The sequence below is a fragment of the Dysgonomonadaceae bacterium zrk40 genome (assembly GCA_016916535.1).
GTDB lineage: Bacteria > Bacteroidota > Bacteroidia > Bacteroidales > Dysgonomonadaceae > Proteiniphilum.
This window is the reverse complement of record CP070277.1, coordinates 56,161-71,958: the sequence shown is the minus strand read 5'-3', so window position 1 is coordinate 71,958 and position 15,798 is coordinate 56,161. Positions and strand designations below refer to the sequence as shown.

The 15,798-nt window shown below is 58.0% G+C and carries 14 protein-coding genes; 3 read left to right on the top strand and 11 right to left on the bottom strand.

Annotated features, from left to right (window positions below):
- Window positions 1-48: 48 nt before the first annotated feature.
- A complete protein-coding gene (repA, locus tag JS578_13095; protein ID QRX65156.1) occupies window positions 49-1,254 on the bottom strand; it encodes a plasmid partitioning protein RepA in 1,206 nt (401 codons plus the stop codon).
- Window positions 1,255-2,154: 900 nt separating this feature from the next.
- Here repA and JS578_13090 point away from each other — a divergent pair.
- The 3 genes from JS578_13090 to JS578_13080 all read left to right on the top strand — a co-directional run bounded on the left by JS578_13090 (window position 2,155) and on the right by JS578_13080 (window position 3,847).
- Complete coding sequence (locus JS578_13090) at window positions 2,155-2,736, top strand: L,D-transpeptidase (GenBank protein ID QRX65174.1); 582 nt, start codon at window positions 2,155-2,157, stop codon at window positions 2,734-2,736.
- A 102-nt stretch (window positions 2,737-2,838) separates the two neighbouring features.
- A complete protein-coding gene (locus JS578_13085; GenBank protein ID QRX65155.1) occupies window positions 2,839-3,195 on the top strand; it encodes a hypothetical protein in 357 nt (118 codons plus the stop codon).
- Between the two features lie 319 nt (window positions 3,196-3,514).
- Complete coding sequence (locus JS578_13080; protein QRX65173.1) at window positions 3,515-3,847, top strand: DUF736 family protein; 333 nt, start codon at window positions 3,515-3,517, stop codon at window positions 3,845-3,847.
- A 62-nt stretch (window positions 3,848-3,909) separates the two neighbouring features.
- Here JS578_13080 and JS578_13075 read toward each other — a convergent pair whose 3' ends face one another.
- The 10 genes from JS578_13075 to JS578_13030 all read right to left on the bottom strand — a co-directional run bounded on the left by JS578_13075 (window position 3,910) and on the right by JS578_13030 (window position 15,688).
- Window positions 3,910-4,830 carry a DUF2493 domain-containing protein gene (locus tag JS578_13075; protein QRX65154.1) on the bottom strand — a complete coding sequence of 307 codons (921 nt, stop codon included), beginning with the start codon at window positions 4,828-4,830 and terminating at the stop codon, window positions 3,910-3,912.
- Between the two features lie 273 nt (window positions 4,831-5,103).
- Entirely contained in the window at window positions 5,104-6,150 is a 1,047-nt protein-coding gene (locus JS578_13070) for a toprim domain-containing protein (GenBank protein QRX65153.1), read from the bottom strand.
- Window positions 6,147-10,370 carry a strawberry notch family protein gene (locus JS578_13065; GenBank protein QRX65172.1) on the bottom strand — a complete coding sequence of 1,408 codons (4,224 nt, stop codon included), beginning with the start codon at window positions 10,368-10,370 and terminating at the stop codon, window positions 6,147-6,149. The genes JS578_13070 and JS578_13065 overlap by 4 nt, the downstream gene beginning before the upstream one ends.
- A gap of 299 nt (window positions 10,371-10,669) precedes the next feature.
- A complete protein-coding gene (locus JS578_13060; protein QRX65171.1) occupies window positions 10,670-11,248 on the bottom strand; it encodes a hypothetical protein in 579 nt (192 codons plus the stop codon).
- A 76-nt stretch (window positions 11,249-11,324) separates the two neighbouring features.
- Complete coding sequence (locus JS578_13055) at window positions 11,325-11,624, bottom strand: HigA family addiction module antidote protein (GenBank protein QRX65152.1); 300 nt, start codon at window positions 11,622-11,624, stop codon at window positions 11,325-11,327.
- 12 nt (window positions 11,625-11,636) lie between these two features.
- Window positions 11,637-11,912: a type II toxin-antitoxin system RelE/ParE family toxin gene (locus tag JS578_13050; protein QRX65151.1), complete on the bottom strand. Its 276-nt coding sequence runs from the start codon at window positions 11,910-11,912 to the stop codon at window positions 11,637-11,639.
- 261 nt (window positions 11,913-12,173) lie between these two features.
- On the bottom strand, window positions 12,174-12,578 hold the full coding sequence (locus tag JS578_13045) for a type II toxin-antitoxin system VapC family toxin (protein QRX65150.1): 405 nt from the start codon (window positions 12,576-12,578) through the stop codon (window positions 12,174-12,176).
- The gene (locus JS578_13040) at window positions 12,575-12,835 is read right to left on the bottom strand and encodes an AbrB/MazE/SpoVT family DNA-binding domain-containing protein (GenBank protein QRX65149.1); all 261 of its coding nucleotides are present in this window, start codon (window positions 12,833-12,835) and stop codon (window positions 12,575-12,577) included. The genes JS578_13045 and JS578_13040 overlap by 4 nt, the downstream gene beginning before the upstream one ends.
- Window positions 12,836-12,895: 60 nt before the next feature.
- The gene (locus JS578_13035; protein QRX65148.1) at window positions 12,896-13,453 is read right to left on the bottom strand and encodes a hypothetical protein; all 558 of its coding nucleotides are present in this window, start codon (window positions 13,451-13,453) and stop codon (window positions 12,896-12,898) included.
- A 126-nt stretch (window positions 13,454-13,579) separates the two neighbouring features.
- Complete coding sequence (locus JS578_13030) at window positions 13,580-15,688, bottom strand: ParB N-terminal domain-containing protein (GenBank protein QRX65147.1); 2,109 nt, start codon at window positions 15,686-15,688, stop codon at window positions 13,580-13,582.
- Window positions 15,689-15,798 lie beyond the last annotated feature (110 nt).

Below are 15,798 nucleotides of genomic sequence, written 5' to 3'. Positions count from 1 at the left end.
AGTATTTGAAGATGCGACAAAAAACTTCTGTTCGTACGGCTGGCAACATCACTTGCGTCCCCATGCCTGGTGGATGAGTTCGGCAATCTCTCCATTGACGTCGTTTAGGCAGCCGATCGCACGGTCATAGGTCGTTCGCGTGAACTGTACACGCTCGACCTCGTAGAGCGTCTGCTTGGTAATACCTGCATCGGAAATGGCTGTGGACTTGACCATGTGGTTCTTGAGCATCCTGCTCCCGAACATCGCTTGCATAAAGCCGACCATCTGTGCCTGCGGTCCGTCTGTGGGCTCATAACGGGTCACCAAGTAGCGGAACCAGTTAAGCTTCACGCTGGCACCTACGCCGCGAATTGAATCAAGAATGCCGCCCAGCATCAGCAGGAACTGGCTCATTGACAGAATATCGAGCATTTGCGGATGCACGGTAATCAGCACTGAGGTCGACGCAGTCAGCGCCGTCAAGGTGAGGTAACCCAGTTGTGGCGGGCAATCGATCACCACGACATCATAATCGGCTTCAACCTCCTTCAGCGCCCTGGTGAGGCGGGTGAAGAAAAGTCGGCCTTCCTGAGACGACCGGTCGGTGGCGGCAAGCGGTGTCTCATATTCATATTCCTGCAGCTCGAGATTTGCCGGTACGATATCGAGTCCGGGAAAGTTGGTCGGGCGTATGATCTCGCTGATTGGCTTGATCTGGTCATCATAACGCAACGCCTCGAACAGAGACGGTGAGTTGTCGAGCTCCGGCTGGATACCGTGCAGCGCAGTGAGCGAAGCCTGCGGGTCGAGGTCGATCGCCAGCACGCGGTGGCCGGTCAGCGCCAGATACTGGGCGAGGTGAGCCGTGGTCGTGGTCTTGCCTGAGCCGCCCTTGAAATTGACCACGGAGAGAATTTGCAGATCGTCACCTGGTCGACGATGAGGCACATAAAACTTGTCGGAGCGGCCATTCTTGTCCAGAAAACGGCGCAACTCTAGGATTTGCTCGGCCGAATACGAGCGGCGGCCGGAGGCTGAAACGACGGGGGAGGGGCCCTTGCCCTCTAAGTGCAGTTTCTTGATATGGTTCTGGGTGACGCCGAGAAACTCCGCAACCTCGGCAATGCCAAACAGCCGCAGTCCCTTCTGTGCATTCGGGGGGAACTGCTCAATGCGCAGCAGGTCGAGCTTATCCGAGATAAGCTTTCCCTGATCAAGGATCTCGTCGGCAAAATCGGATTTGCCGGTGTTTGCAACAGACTGTGTCGTCAAGGAATCACTGCCATCGACTCGGTTAATTCTCTAAGAGCGCTTTTTATACGGTTACTGATGAAAAAGCGTTATTAGTATGGACCGATTCGTCGAACGTGCAAGGTATTTTTAGTTAACGAGAGATTAACGCATCGCCGGGCAAAATACGAAGTGAATGCCGTTTAGGTCAGCCAGCCTAACGAGTGTCGAGCCACGTAAATCAATTAACCACGGATCAACCGGAAGCGTAACGACAAAATTCCAGTAACTCACTATTTTTTCTAACAATAATCCCATTCTTTACGGCTGGCAATCGCACGAGTCTGTCTGGAGCACATTTCGAAGAAGGGAGGTTATTGGGAATGACACACGGGATTGTTGGAGATCGTACAAACCAGCACAAGATATCTGGCAGATGAGATGACTGGTGGCGCCGTAGCAAATGACGATTACCTTTAATCGGCTTCGCAGTGATGCTAAGAAATTTCGAGTGGACGAACTGAGCACCGCCATGTGCTCTGGACCAAAGCCACACGCAAATTAGTGCATCTATGATCTGAGGGCTAGCCGGGTGGGCATCGAGCCCATTCGGAGTGAGCATAGGGCCTTCACCACACTAACGCTCGGGCGACTTCGTAGCACATGCGCCATAATTCTCTGCCGTGAAGCAGACCGCCTGGCATCACGTCACCCGCGCAGCCGGGCGCGTTCTCTCGCGTGGGGAGAGCTTTTGGGGCTTTTCACATATCGCTTGGACCGACCTCAAAATCCTGGAAAAGTGGTGCGCTTCGCCACCTCGTCGCCTAGACTGGCGAAGGCCAAGCTGTCAGACTTCATGACGCTAGTGACACTAGTCATTGGGATCGCGCATGATAACACCATGGCCGTCCTTTTCGCTCAATGCAGGCGATGCAGCTGGAAATGCCGAAACCAATTCAGATTACGGGAGCACTGGCGTCCCTAGTCATAGTCTTCCTTCTTCTCGGTTGCGTCGCGGATCCTTCGACGGAAGTGACAATAGATGCCGACCAGCAGAAAAGCGGCGGCGGGCCATCGCTGATTAGCTTCAAGACAACAGAACCGCCCGGAACAATCATCGTAGAGCCGGATGACCACAAGCTCTATCTTGTCCAGGAGGCCGACACGGCGCTGGCCTACAACGTGGCAGTCGGCAGAGAAGGCCATGACTTTTCGGGAAAGGCTGTCATTGGGAGGAAAGCCGAATGGCCGACCTGGACGCCAACGAGCTCAATGATACGCGACCGTCCAAAGGTGAACGCACCTATAGCCACGGGACTGCCCGGCAGCGAGACGAATCCGCTCGGCGCTCGCGCCCTATACCTTTACCAGGATGGCACCGACACGCTCTATCGTATTCACGGCACGAATGATCCGTCTTCGATTGGAAAGTCAGTTTCGAGTGGCTGCATCCGCCTGCTCAACAGCGATGCCATTGATTTATATGATCGTGTAGGCGTAGGCACCCACGTCGTCGTCCGTTAGAATTGATACGAAAGTCTTAGTGAAAACTGTCATCAAATGCTCAGGATTCGTTGACACTCCGCAATTTAGCCGATTGATTAAAGGGTGTAGTACACCTCTGCAATGCATCAAATTCGGGACGACATCATGCCTCAAGCACGCAATTTTCTTCGCTTTACCAATGAAGCTGGCCTTGAGGGTGAAATTCATCATAACGGTACGCTGTATCATATCATTGGCGAACCGTCGGGACCTTATAACTTCCAGATGTTCGGGTATTCACCGCGCGGCCGAAAAGTCGCGATCGGCGGCATCGGAAAACGCTTCGACGCGAATGGGAATGAATATCTGCATTTACGCGTGTCACTCCCAGGCGGCCCGTTCGAAGCAGACTTGACCGATGATCCACGAACAGTCGCATTCCTGCCTCTTTCTTCTCAAAACATCGCGACGACGTCTGATACGGCGACCGCGGTTTAAACAAGCGCGCGCAAAGTGCTTCCAGCAATAAGGTCGCGGCCAATTGGCTGCGGCTTTGTCTCGAAGTCCGCCGCCATCTTTTCCCTTCGCTGTCAATGACCAAGCATCTGCAAGGCAGATGACATCTGTTGAACCGTGCCTCGGCTTCGCCTGCGGCCGCACCACCTCAACAGATGTGTCATGACAGTGAATGAAAAAGCCGTCGGGCGGGCAGCGCCCTCCCTCCTTTGCCCCCGGAAAACTTGGTTTTCCAGGGAAAAGGAATGGATGCCTTGCCCATGGCGGACCGTTGAAAACAACGCAATCGACGGAGCAAGAAATGAAGAATATGGAGCGCTTGAACTACGTGCAGTTTGACGCAACGCGGGAAACATTCGAAGGCAATATCGCATCGCTTGAGTTTGACGAAGACATTCGCGGCGTCAAACTTGACAACAACAATGAAGGCTCACCTGCATATCGCGTTTACGGCAAAACCCCGAAAGACCGGGAGGTGGAGATCGGGGCAGTTTGGCGGCGTAAGAACGAACAGGGTCAGGAGTACTTTCAGATGTCGGTGCATATGCCGGGACGCACTGTGCGGGCAAATCTTGGCAAGTATCCGGGCGAGATCGATGACAAGCTCATGTCAGTGATCTTCTGGCGCGATTAGACAGCCAAATCCAGGGCCGGCGCTTCGGCGTTGGCCCTTTGCTTCAGGGGATGAAGATCGGCCTAGAAGCCGACCTTCATGAGCGGAATACCTGCCTTGCGTGCCTTGTCGGCCAGGTTCTGGTTGATGCCATTACCGGGCGTGACGATCATCCCCTTGGGCATCATTTCGACAATCTTGTCGTTGCGCTTGAAGGGCGCGGACTTGTTGCGGTGCGCGGTCCAGTCGGGCTTGCAAACCACCTGCGCCACCTTGCGAAGTTCTGCCCATTTGGCGGCGATGAGCTCGGCCCCCTTGGGCGAACCGCCGTGGATCAGAACCATATCCGGGTACTTTTTGTGCGTCTGGTCGAGAGCATGGAAGATGGTCTCGTGGTCCTGATAGTCGGCGCCGCCCGTGAACGCGATCTTGGTGCCGGTCGGGCAATAGATTTCCTTCTCTTCGTGGCGCTTCCTGGCGAGATAGTCGCGACTGTCGATAACCGCTGCGGTAAGCCCATTGAACGAGGTCTTTGAACCAGTGCGCGGTAGCCATTCACAGCCGACGCTTACCCTATAGTGATCCGCGGCAAGATCTCGCATCGCCTCGAAGGCATTGCGCATTTCAGTCAGCGTATCCCCTTCGGCAGCTTTCCTTTCCAGTTCGACGCTGCTGATCTCACTGCCATCCTGCACAGCGATCAAGCTTCGCTGTTCGGCTTCATTGTCATCGAGCTTCTTCTGCGCTCGGGTCAGACGGCGGTGAAACACATTGGCGACGGCCCACAGCACCTCGGACAGTTCGTCTTCCAGCCGGGTGTTGGTGAACATGGTTTCGAGGCTTTCGAATATGCCGGCGACACCGATCTCAACAGTCTCTGCGTTGGGAAGAGGGCGGTAGTCGTGCTCATCGCCGTTCGGGCGGTAGCCAAAGAGGGCGATTTCTTGGAGGAGGTGCGCGGTCGGGCTCTGCGGCTGCTGAACTTCGGTTGTGTAGGCGTTCATCGGTTCGTCCTCTCGTTTTCCTTGCGGTTTGTATGGGGCGATAAAAGAACCGAAAGGGCAGGGCTGACACCCGTAGGGCCGAGCGCAAGCGCTGGACCCGAACCGAAAAGAAAAGGGGAGGGTCCACCGAAGGTGGAAACCGCTTTTGTTGAGAGGCGGGGTTGTCCTTTGTCCTGCCAGCCGCCTTTGCGGTCGGCTTTCGGTTCATCGCCAAAGCCATACAAGCCGCTACGGAAAACGACTTGTCAGGCGAGACCGCACGCCGGCCAACCGTTATGGCATGCGCAGACTGGCCCATGGTACCGGCCTGGTGATCGCCGCCATGATCTGCCGGTTGAGGTTTTCCCGCAGGATCTGCCTGCCGAACTTCCGCAGATCGTCGTTGAAGTCGTCGAGCGTCGGCACAAGATCGACCACCTCGATGCCTCGTTCTTCGGCCCGGCTGCGCAACTGGCGGTTTGCCAGTTCGCCGGCATCATCGTTGTCGCGGCCGATGAACAGCCGCGTGCAGCTCGATGGCGGATCGAACAGAGACAGATGCGTTGCCGTCAGACAGGCTGCCAGCTCCGCGCCCGGATACACCGAGCCGATGGACAGCACTGTTTCAATGCCTTCTCCGGCGATGATGTCACCGCCCGCCTTGCTTGAGTGAAACCGCACGGCGTTGCCGTAGAGCTGGCCCGAAACCCGCTTGGGTTCGGCGATGCGCGCGACAGAGTTGTTTTTCAGATCGAGCCAGGTCCGCGCACATGCCATGACCACGCCGTCATTATCCGTCACGGCCGCCAGCATGGCAGGCAACTGCCGGGACTGACCGTCCTCATCGCGGAAGAAAACGCGGGGATGATACTTGAGGGCTGGCCCGAAGCGGCTGATATCTCGCCCGCGCAGATAGCGCTCTACGGGCGTATCCTTGAACAGTTTGCCGTAGGAGAAGAGCTTTCGGCCGGATTCGACCTGATCGAAATTGGAGGGTGGCTTCTCTTGATCGTTCCCGGCTCGCCCAAGATCAGCCGACACTTCCGGCAGATTCAGGAAACGGCGTGCTTCCTTGCAGGTTTCGGAAAAACTGCCTGTCCCGACGATACTCTCCAGCAGATCGAGAAGATCACCATATTCATGGGTCGCACGATCGGCCCACTTGCCAGCCCTGCGCGTGCCGGCGTCTTGAAGACGCACGGCCATGGATCTACCGGGGTCACCGTACTTGTTCCCCACCTGCCAATAGTTGCCCGCCCGCCGACCGGCGGGCAGATAGGTCCGGCAGAACTGTTCGGTTCGCGCAGCGAGCTGATCGGAAAGTTGGGAGGCAGAAATCATGTCCACCTCTCCCTGACTGCGACGATTTTCGTGCCTTCCAGCACTTTTGCGAGAACGCTTTCGTCGTCCGGAACGAAAAGGCGTGTCTTCCATGCGATGGTCTCCGTGTAGCAGCCAAGCGCCTTGAAAGCTTTCAAATCCCTCGGTTTGAAGTCTAGCATCTCGATGCGGTGGCGATCCATCACTTTCGACCGCCGAAGCTTGATTTTATTGGACAATGTGAATTGGGCATTGCCAATGAGGAGGGCTTTCAGCACCTCCTCGGGATCAAGCTTGATGGCATCCAAAACGCCAAGCTGAGCCGCGAAATTGACCGCATCGATATGGGTCAGCATGCGGCCCAGGATACGCTCTCCGTCCTCGGCAGTGAGGCGGTAGACCTGCGTGTTGGACTGTGGAAGGTGCTGCCAGATCGGCAGCAGAAGGCCGGCGACAATCGTGATCGTCGATGTGTCGAATTGGGGGATGGTCTCAACCTTGGTTGCCCATGCCCTTTCGAACGCAACGCGATCGATCGGCTTCCAGCTGGAATCCGCCAGCGTCGATCGGTGCATCGCCTTTTTAAACATCGGCTGGATCAACTGCACGCGCCGGATCGGATCGCCCGCTTCGGTGAACCAGGTCGCCGATGGGATAACAATGGCAGCGTCGCCGGTCTTCTTGTCGAGATAGGCTTGGGCGTCAGGCTGACGCTCCAGAAACCGGCGCGCATCGTCGAGCGACATCGGTTTGTTGCGGGTCAGCCTCTCGATCGTCAGGATCTCGGTCTTGCTGTGACCGTGTTCGTAGATCGGCACGCGCTTTTTGACGGTGAAGCGTTCACCCGTGAGCGTCTCAAGGCCGACCTCATAGGTGCCAGCCTCAATCGCCTCTTCGACGATCCCGTCGAGGATTTGGGTGAATGCTTCAAACACCGTGTTCTGCATGGCAATCGTGAGCGCCAGGCAGCGGTTGAGAAACTGGCTGATCGGGGGCAGGGTTTCGCGTAGCGACCCGTCATGATCGGTCAGCGCCAGACCGGTCACCTCCTCGAACTTCGTCAGCGAGCACGACGGAATCTTGCCAGCATAGAGCTGGCTGAAGAACCGGCGCAATGCAGCGCGGGCGTAGTCGCTCTCCAGATTGTCTTCCGGTCGGAACATATTTTGACCGCCAGTCTGGCGCTGACCTTTGGTGATGGCGCCAAGACTGTCGAGGCGACGTGCGATCGTGGACAGGAACCGCTTCTCGCCTTTCACATTGGTCGCACAGGGGCGGAACAAGGGCGGTTGCGCCTGATTGGTCCTGTGCGTGCGTCCAAGCCCCTGAATGGCCGCATCCGCGCGCCATCCGGCTTCAAGCAGATAATGGACACGCTTGCGCCTATTCGTCGCTGCAAGATCGGCATGATATGAACGGCCGGTCCCGCCGGCGTCCGAGAATGCCAGTATTTTCTTGCTGTCGCCCATGAACGCATCGGTTTCGGAGTAGTTCGACGATGCCGGACGGCGCTCCAGTTTCATGCGCCCGTCGCGCGTCTTGACGATCCGGCGCGAGCGGCCGGTGATTTCGGCCACCTGTTCGGTCCCGAAATGGCAAATGATCTGGTCAAGCGCCGACTGAACGGGAGGCAAGGCGCCAAGATGCTCGATGAGCTCATCACGCGCTTCGAGCGCTTCCCGGCTGACAACCGGATTGCCGTTTGCATCGTGAACCGGGCGGGAGCGCAGTTCCCCGTTCTCGTCCTCGAAGGCTTCGAATAGCTGGGTCGGAAAGGAGCTGTTGAGATAGTCCAGCACATATTCGCGGGGCGTCACGTCTACATTGAGGTCGTTCCACTCCGATGGCGGGATTTCCGCGATACGGCGCTCCATCAGCGCCTCGCCGGTCGAGACGATCTGGACGACGGGCGCATGACCATCATCGATGTCCGCCTGGATCGCCCGCAACACCGAAGGGCATTTCATCGCGGTGATCAGATGGTTGAAGAACCGCTGTTTGTTGCCCTCGAACGCCGATCGCGCGGCGCTTTTGGCGCGCGGATTAAGCGTTGCTCCGTCCGCCGTGATACCGACGGCTTCCAGCGCCTTCTCAAGGTTCTGGTGAATGATCTGATACGCGTTGGCATAGGCGTCATAGATCTCGGTCTGTGCCTCGGTCAGCTCATGTACGAGCATCTCATACTCGACATCCTTGAACGAAAGCAGGCGAGCCGTATAGAGGCCAAGCGCCTTCAGGTCGCGTGAAATCACCTCCATGGCGGCGATCCCGCCGTCTTCCATGGAGGCGATGAAATCGGCCCGCGTGCTGAACGGAAAGTCGCCGGTCTGCCAAAGGCCGAGCCGTGAGGCATAGGCCAAATTGCTGACCGTTGTGGCTCCGGTCGCCGACACATAGAGCACGCGCGCGCTCGGAACGGCATTCTGCAGGAGAAGCCCAACGCGACCCTGCTCCGATGGCTTGCGTTCGCCGCGCTCGCCTTTGGCGCTGACGGCATTGGCCATTGCATGGGCTTCATCGAACGCGATCACACCGTCGAAGTCATGACCGATCCAGTCGAGGATCTGCGCAAGGCGGCTTTTCTTGTCCTGCCTGGCCTGGCTGCGAAGCGTGGCATAGGTCACGAACAGAATACCCGGCTGATCAGGGATCGACCGTCCTTGCGGAAAACTTGAAATCGGAATGATATCGGCGGCCACGCCGCCGAGCGCCTGCCAGTCACGCCGGGCATCCTCGATGAGCTTGTCGCTGCGCGAGATCCACAGCGCCTTACGGCGCCCCTTCAACCAGTTGTCGAGAATGACGGCCGCGACCTGTCGACCCTTGCCGCAACCGGTCCCATCACCGAGAAAGAAACCGCGCCGGAACCGTGCGCTTTTCAGGACGGTCTTCGAGGCGTCCTCCGGCAGCGCTTCGACCGAAAACGCGCTGGCTTCAACCTTTGCCGGCTGGATCGACGCAAAGTCGTCGACCACATCGTAAGTGCCTTTCAGAAACGTCTCATGGGCCTCGCCGGCATAGATCACGGTTTCGAGCTGAGGGGCTGACAAGACGCCATCGGCTATCAGCTGCGCTGGAAGGCGGGGCCGATAAGAAGGAAGCGGGGCCTGTACGGACGCCATGGCGGCCGACTGAACCAGTTCGCCAGGATGCGGCTTGGCGTGATCGATCGCGATCGTCTGAACCTCGTAGGGCTCATAGATTTCATCGGAGCCCTGACCGCCAGCGCTGATGTCGTCGCGGGCCTGATAGGCGACGTCGCAGATCTCGGCGTTGTCCAGGGGATGCGCTGTCGAGGTTTTAACGGTCGCGCGTGCCTTGGCGCGGATCTGTGCCAATGCCGGGGCGGCCGGAGCCGGGTGCGGCGTTGTCGAGGAAGTCGTCGTTGCCAGTCGGGCAGGGCAGTGCTCAACCACAAGGTCCAGCAGCTCGCCCGCGGTTTCGCAGCGCGCAAACGCTAGCGGCTCGACCGTCTGCGGCACCTTGTCGAACACGGTCAGGCGCGTCTCGACGGTCGTGCCATGCCGGGCATAGGCTTTGCCCGAAATCGAAGCGGTGAAGACAACTGAAGCCGTTTGCTGCAGGTCGTTGAAGAACGAGCGCCACGAATGCGACTGCGCCGTAAAGGAAGCGCCGGAAATCAACACAAGGCGGCCGCCAGGGCGAAGTCGGGCGAGGGCAGAGCGCAAATGATGCGCGGTCGCGGCCCTGTAACGGCGAGTGACGCCCGGGGCGGCCGAAAATGGCGGGTTCATGAGAATGACCGACGGATCGACCGACGGGTTGAGCCGGTCATGGATTGTGCCGGCATCATGGCGGGTAACGTCTGATCCGGCGAACAGCTCAGTCAGCAAGGCTGCGCGCGTTTGCGAAATCTCGTTGAGATGCAGGTCTGCGCCGGCTATGGCGGCGAAAGCAGCCAAAAGTCCCGTGCCGGCCGATGGTTCGAGAACATGGTCGTCGGCGGTGATCGCCGCCGCGTGCGCGGCGGCGAATGCTATGGGCAGGGGAGTGGAAAATTGTTGAAGGGCCTGAGATTCATCGGAGCGCTTCGTCTGGCTCGGCGACAGGCTGGCGATGGTCTCGATCATCGTCACCAGTTGCTGCGGCGTCTTCGCCTGCTTGCGCATGGTGGCGCCGTACTTTTGCAGGAACAGAACCTGGGCGCATTCGGCAGCTTCGTAGGCGTGCTTCCACAGCCAGGTTCCGTCTGTATCGGAACCACCTGAGGCTCGTTCCATGGCATCACGCAACGCAGATGACGAGATGCTGGTCCCGCTTTCGAGGATTGGCAACAAGACCCTTCCTGCGTTCAAAATGGCGGCGGGATCATCGGTGACGGGGGTTCCGGTCGTAAAGGCTTCGACGATGGTCATGGGGATCTCCGGCTTGGTTGACGGTTGAGACCTCCCCTTTCTCTGTCCTGGGAAGGTTCAAACCTTCCCGGTCCCCCTCTTGCTTTTGGCTTCGAAGGCGAACCGCAACATAGAAAAAGCCGCCCGGTTGTTCGGACGGCTTTTGATTTTCGATTGATAGATGCCTATGCGGCGAGAACGCTACGCGCTTCCGTCAGGCAGTCAGCCATTGTTGAAAAGCCCCAGCATGAATCGATGACTTCATCGTCGTCGCCCATGATCTCAAAACCGCAATAGTCTCCACGAAGATAGGCGTCGTAAACATCCACTTCCGCCCGCAAAATGTCGATCGCGCGCTCGCGCATTTTGGAGGATAGCCGCTTGGCGCTGAATTCAGTCCTGGCGTCTTCGAGTGTGACGAAAACGTATCCGACCTGACCGCTGTCCCACGGGCAGGAAAATCCATTGGTGTTCATCGTTAGGCCGCTATGGTCATAGAGGTACAGCGGCAGGATGATCGCGTTTCGCAGAGCGCGTTTTTCGATCGCTTCCAGATCGAAAGGTGCTTCATCTTCATAGCCGGCAAGAGCGATGAACAGCTCCTGATTGTTGCGATAGCTGTGCTTGTCTCCAAGGTTATAGCGGGGATGCCAGCAGATCATCGTGCCCAGCGTGTCGCACTCGACACGCGGGTTCATCGGATCGGGATCGGGGATGATCCGGATTGTCTTGTCATTGAGGGTTTCGCGGTGCAGTTCAAACATGCCGTGCTCCTTGTTCAGATGCACGGCGAAAGCGCCGTCCTCGAACATCGAGGCGGCGCTTTTTGCAAGGCAACTTCTATGCTGCCGTATCGAGCGTCGGAATGCTGGATACGTCGACGGTGCGTTCGGCGTGCCAGGTATCATAGGCACTCTGCATGCGCAGCCAGAGGCCGGCGCCATTACCGAACAGTTTGCCAAGTCGAACAGCAACTTCAGGGCTGACCGGTTTTCGCTCTGCCAGGATGGCATGGAGCTGCTGACGCGATATGCCAAGAAGACGGGCGATCTCGCTGATGGACTTGCCCGTGGCCGGGATAACGGTTTCACGCAACAATTCGCCCGGATGCGACGGGCAGCGGTCAGGATTGCGGGCCATAATCGTCACCTCTCAGTGATATTGTTCAAAGTCGACCACATAGGCGTCACCATTCTCGAACTCGAATGTCACGCACCAGGGGCCATTGACATGCACCGTATAGCGGGTTGGGCTAAAACCGGTGAGGCTATGAAAATTGAAGCCGGGAATGTTTAGATCCTCCGGCCTTGAAGCCGCGTCCAAAGCATCGAGGCGCAGCAGGATTCGCTTGTGAAGACGGGCGTCTATTTTCGACTTTCCCGTCTCCCACAGCGCCTTGAGTTGCTTGTTGGCGAAGCCTTTTATCATGACAGAACCGTAATCAATCTGATTACATATGTCAACCGATAGATTACACCTACGCATAGTGCGATGCGTAGCACGGCTTTCCATACCACAGACGGGCATGAATGAAGGATTCCGGGCTGAAGCCACTGTTGGAGATTCTGACGCGCCGGGCCTACCCGATGAGCTGGCCTGCCAGGCTGGCCTTGGCTGTATGCTCAGGAAAGGTTGCGAGGCCTCCTCAAGAGCTTAGCAGCAACGATCTGGCATTTTCCGGGATTGAGCTCATGCTATCCAGTTCTCAACCTCGAGGCCGGGCACTCGCAAAAACTCGCGCGTATTGGCTGTCACCAGAACAGCATCGACAGCCAAGGCATGGGCTGCAATCAGAAGATCATTTGGACCGATGGGCGTACCGGCTGCTTCGAGGCCTGCTCTGATGCGGCCGTACCGGGCATGTGCTGGCGCATCCAATGCGAGTATTTGCATGCCGCCAAGAATGGCCTCGACCTGGGCTGTCAGCTTGGCAGACCCCTTGCGTTCGCAGCCATAGCATAGCTCAGCCGCGGTGATAATGCTGACGCAGATCATATCCTGCCCGACATCAGCGATATGGCCGACGACGGCGCCGGCCGGATTACGCGCGAGATCCGACACGATATTCGTGTCGAGCATGTAAAGGCGGCTCAAAGGTCGATTTCCCTTGCTGGCAGCAGGGTCTCATCGACGTCGGGGAACTGGTCATCAGGGCCGAGCGGCTTCAGTCGCGCCAGAATGTTCAGAAGATTTTTGTTGGGGGCAGGTTCGATCACAAGTCGGCTTCCCTCCCGATGTATCAGCACACGGTCGCCCGGAAGTTCGAAATCGGCCGGGATACGAACCGCCTGACTCTTGTTGTTGCGAAACAACTTGGCTTCGCGTGCTTCGGACGCTTGGGGCTGGGGCATGATAACCTCCTGTCAGAATTTTGTATATACAGAAGCATATACTAGGCCGGATGTGAGATTTCAAGCGTAGTGCGAAGCGTAGCACGGCTTTCCATCCCACAGACGGGCATGAATGAAGGATTCCGGGTTGAAACCGCTGTTGGAGATTCTGACGCGACGGGCAGGACCGATAAAGTGGTCGGCATACGGAACGACATGCTCGGTCATCGGCGCCTCATTCTCGCTCGACGCGTCGATCGATCCGATCGGTCGGACCTCGGCCATGGACTTGCCGATGAGCTTTGTGACCTGCCAGAAATCGACGTTTGTCTGATCATAGCCCCAGGACGCCACGAAGATATGGCCAATCTCGATGCCGGCGTTTGACGGCCGATAGCGCTTTTTGCACGCAAGCGTCCTGCGGCGGTCCTGGAAGCCTTCTTCGATCCGCTTCTCGCGCGCTTCCGGGCTTTTGAACCAGTAATGCCACTCGGGGCGCGCGCGCTTGTCGACGAACAGCTTGGCGCAGGGCCTGCCGCGGTTTTCGAACAGATAGGCGACGGCATCGGATTCCGGATCGGAACGCACGTCAGCACCTTCGGGGATGAAGTCTTCTCGTTTCGGTCTGTAAGCTCGCATGGGTTTTGTCTCCGTATCGAACGGCGGAGAAAACAACTTTCTCGCTCTTGTTTTCCGTTCACGGAAAAGACGGCCGCCCTCTAACTTGAGAGCGACCGTCCACCGGAGACCTGGTGGTGATGGGATCTATTCAGCGGCGGCTTTCAGGAACGCCGGCAGCACATCGGGCTTCGGGTTTTCGACCTCGCCCTGCGGCTGCTCATCAGAACTTTCGAAGGCCATGCCGTCGGGCAGCCAGCGCGCGGTGCGCCTGGCCGTTTCCGGATCGATGCCGACCCGTTCGTCAGCGCCCTCCCGGAAAGCCGCTTCCATCGAGGCGGCGAGCGCGTCTTTCTTGAAGTCGCGGCGCTCATCGGCCCACTTCTGACCGATAACTTCCGCGGCGACGGAAAGGGCATGCTTTTTCGGGACGCGCGACCAGTAGTTTTTCGCGTCCGGACGCCAGCAATTTGCAACATCAGTGCTGCAACGGCGGCCGATCTCCTCAAGAACCGGCGAGCTATGGTCATCGTTGGCCAATTGCTGCTGAACAGCCTGCGCCGTCGCCCAGGCGAACAGCGCCTGCTTCTTTTCCATCGGCAGAGCCGACATCGTGATGAAGTCCTGCGGACTTTCGAGCGAGATCCACGACAGGTCGAGCGTGTTCTTGATTTCCTCAAGCATGGCAGCCGCGATCGTATCCTCCAGATATTCACGGCTCTTGAAGACCTCCGCCTGACGCATCGAGATATCGATCGGCGCGGCGGCATAGGCGATGGGCAGGCGGACGATCATCGAATAGAGCATCGCGTCGAAGGCAGTTTGATAGTCGCTGGCAAGGTGGGCCTGTAGGTTCTGATGCCGGATCGCACGCAGATCCGCCGAAAGCGAATTCGACACGCCGGCCTCCTTGCGTTTTTCCTCGGCCGACATCGTTTCAGAGCCGCCGGAGCGAATCTGCTGCCGCTTGTCGTCCGGATGCACCAGACCGGTCTCAACCCTCAACGCCCCGCGGTGATCGATGGACACAACGCAGCCTGCCCGGGCGCGCTGTTCATCGGTGTATTCCGACCGCTTCACGTCTGCGGATAGCGCCTCCAGATCGTTATGGAGTTGATCCCAGCGCGCCTGCACCTCGTCGGTCCAAGCCTCCTCGCCGATCTCCTCCATCTCCTCGATCTCGCCGTTCAAGGCATCGAGCTTGGCCTGATCCTCGGGGGCCGGCTCGACGGGGAGCGGGTATTCGCGACCATAGCGCATATACTGGTCATAGGTGACCGACAGATGCACATCGACCCATTTCCACTTTCCCGTCAGCTTCTCCGCCTCGGCGTTCAATGCCTCGGTCGCCAGACGATGCAACAATGCAACATCTTCAAGAACAACGTTGTCAGCTTCGGAAAACAGATCCCTGCGCACCGTTCCCCCGGCAGCCGTGTAAGCATCGACGCCGACAAATTGGGCGACATTATCGCTCGCCGACACTTCGTCCTCCGTAGCCAGGTGGCGAACCTGATAGGCGTTGATGCCGTGATAGGTAGACTTGAGCTGCTCGAAGATCTCGACCTGCCGGCTCCGGTCCTTGCAGATCGTGAACGCCGTCAGCGCGTCCAGGGAGAGCTCGTCGTTGCGGAAAGCAGTGAGAAGAACCGGATCGACCTCGGCCAGTTTGAGGCGGCGCTGCACGAGGTTTTCGGTCACGCCGAACTGATTGGCGATTTCGGTGGTCCTAAAGCCCTTTTCGATCATCGCCGCGAAGGCTTCATACTGGTCAGCGGGGTGCATATTGGCACGCACGACGTTTTCCGTGGTCGAGCTGATGATAGCCTGCTTTTCGGTCTCGACCTTGCAGGGTACAGCCGTTTCGGCCGGCAATGCGCCTTCGTCGATCAGCACCTGCAGCTGCTTCAGCCGACGACCGCCGCCATGAACCAGGAACTTGTTCTTGCCTGCGGGATAGACGAGCAGGTTTTGCTTGATGCCGCCGTCGGCCTTAATCGAGGCTTTCAGTTCCGCGTCGGCGGCTGCGCCGGCCTCGGTCTTGCGAACGTTGAGCGGGCTGAGCGCGAGCTGCCTGACGGGGATGATCTTGATGGCGTTCGAGGTCATTGCTGTTCTCCGGTATCGGCCGGGAGGAAAGACTTTCTCTCCTTTTGGAAGCCCGGCAACCGGGCTTCGCTGAACTCTTGCTCTATCGATCAGTGAAACCGACACAGCTGGCAAAATCAACGTTTCGGTTGTTTTTTGTTCTTTCATATGTTGCATAAGTCTTGTTGCGGACATTTCGCAGCCAAGGCCCCCACTTTGGCGAAACCCCTGTTCGAGGCAGGTGCCGCAACAAAAAAACGGGCTTCGCGCGGCGGCGA

Bases quoted from the DNA above. Each gene is read 5' to 3' on its own strand.
- JS578_13030 (QRX65147.1), bottom strand. From the start codon at position 15,688: ATGAAAGAACAAAAAACAACCGAAACGTTGATTTTGCCAGCTGTGTCG.
- JS578_13070 (QRX65153.1), bottom strand. From the start codon at position 6,150: ATGATTTCTGCCTCCCAACTTTCCGATCAGCTCGCTGCGCGAACCGAA.
- JS578_13050 (QRX65151.1), bottom strand. From the start codon at position 11,912: ATGATAAAAGGCTTCGCCAACAAGCAACTCAAGGCGCTGTGGGAGACG.
- JS578_13040 (QRX65149.1), bottom strand. From the start codon at position 12,835: ATGCCCCAGCCCCAAGCGTCCGAAGCACGCGAAGCCAAGTTGTTTCGC.
- JS578_13065 (QRX65172.1), bottom strand. From the start codon at position 10,370: ATGGAACGAGCCTCAGGTGGTTCCGATACAGACGGAACCTGGCTGTGG.
- JS578_13080 (QRX65173.1), top strand. From the start codon at position 3,515: ATGAAGAATATGGAGCGCTTGAACTACGTGCAGTTTGACGCAACGCGG.
- JS578_13035 (QRX65148.1), bottom strand. From the start codon at position 13,453: ATGCGAGCTTACAGACCGAAACGAGAAGACTTCATCCCCGAAGGTGCT.
- JS578_13055 (QRX65152.1), bottom strand. From the start codon at position 11,624: ATGGCCCGCAATCCTGACCGCTGCCCGTCGCATCCGGGCGAATTGTTG.
- JS578_13085 (QRX65155.1), top strand. From the start codon at position 2,839: ATGCATCAAATTCGGGACGACATCATGCCTCAAGCACGCAATTTTCTT.
- JS578_13075 (QRX65154.1), bottom strand. From the start codon at position 4,830: ATGAACGCCTACACAACCGAAGTTCAGCAGCCGCAGAGCCCGACCGCG.
- JS578_13060 (QRX65171.1), bottom strand. From the start codon at position 11,248: ATGTTTGAACTGCACCGCGAAACCCTCAATGACAAGACAATCCGGATC.
- JS578_13090 (QRX65174.1), top strand. From the start codon at position 2,155: ATGCCGAAACCAATTCAGATTACGGGAGCACTGGCGTCCCTAGTCATA.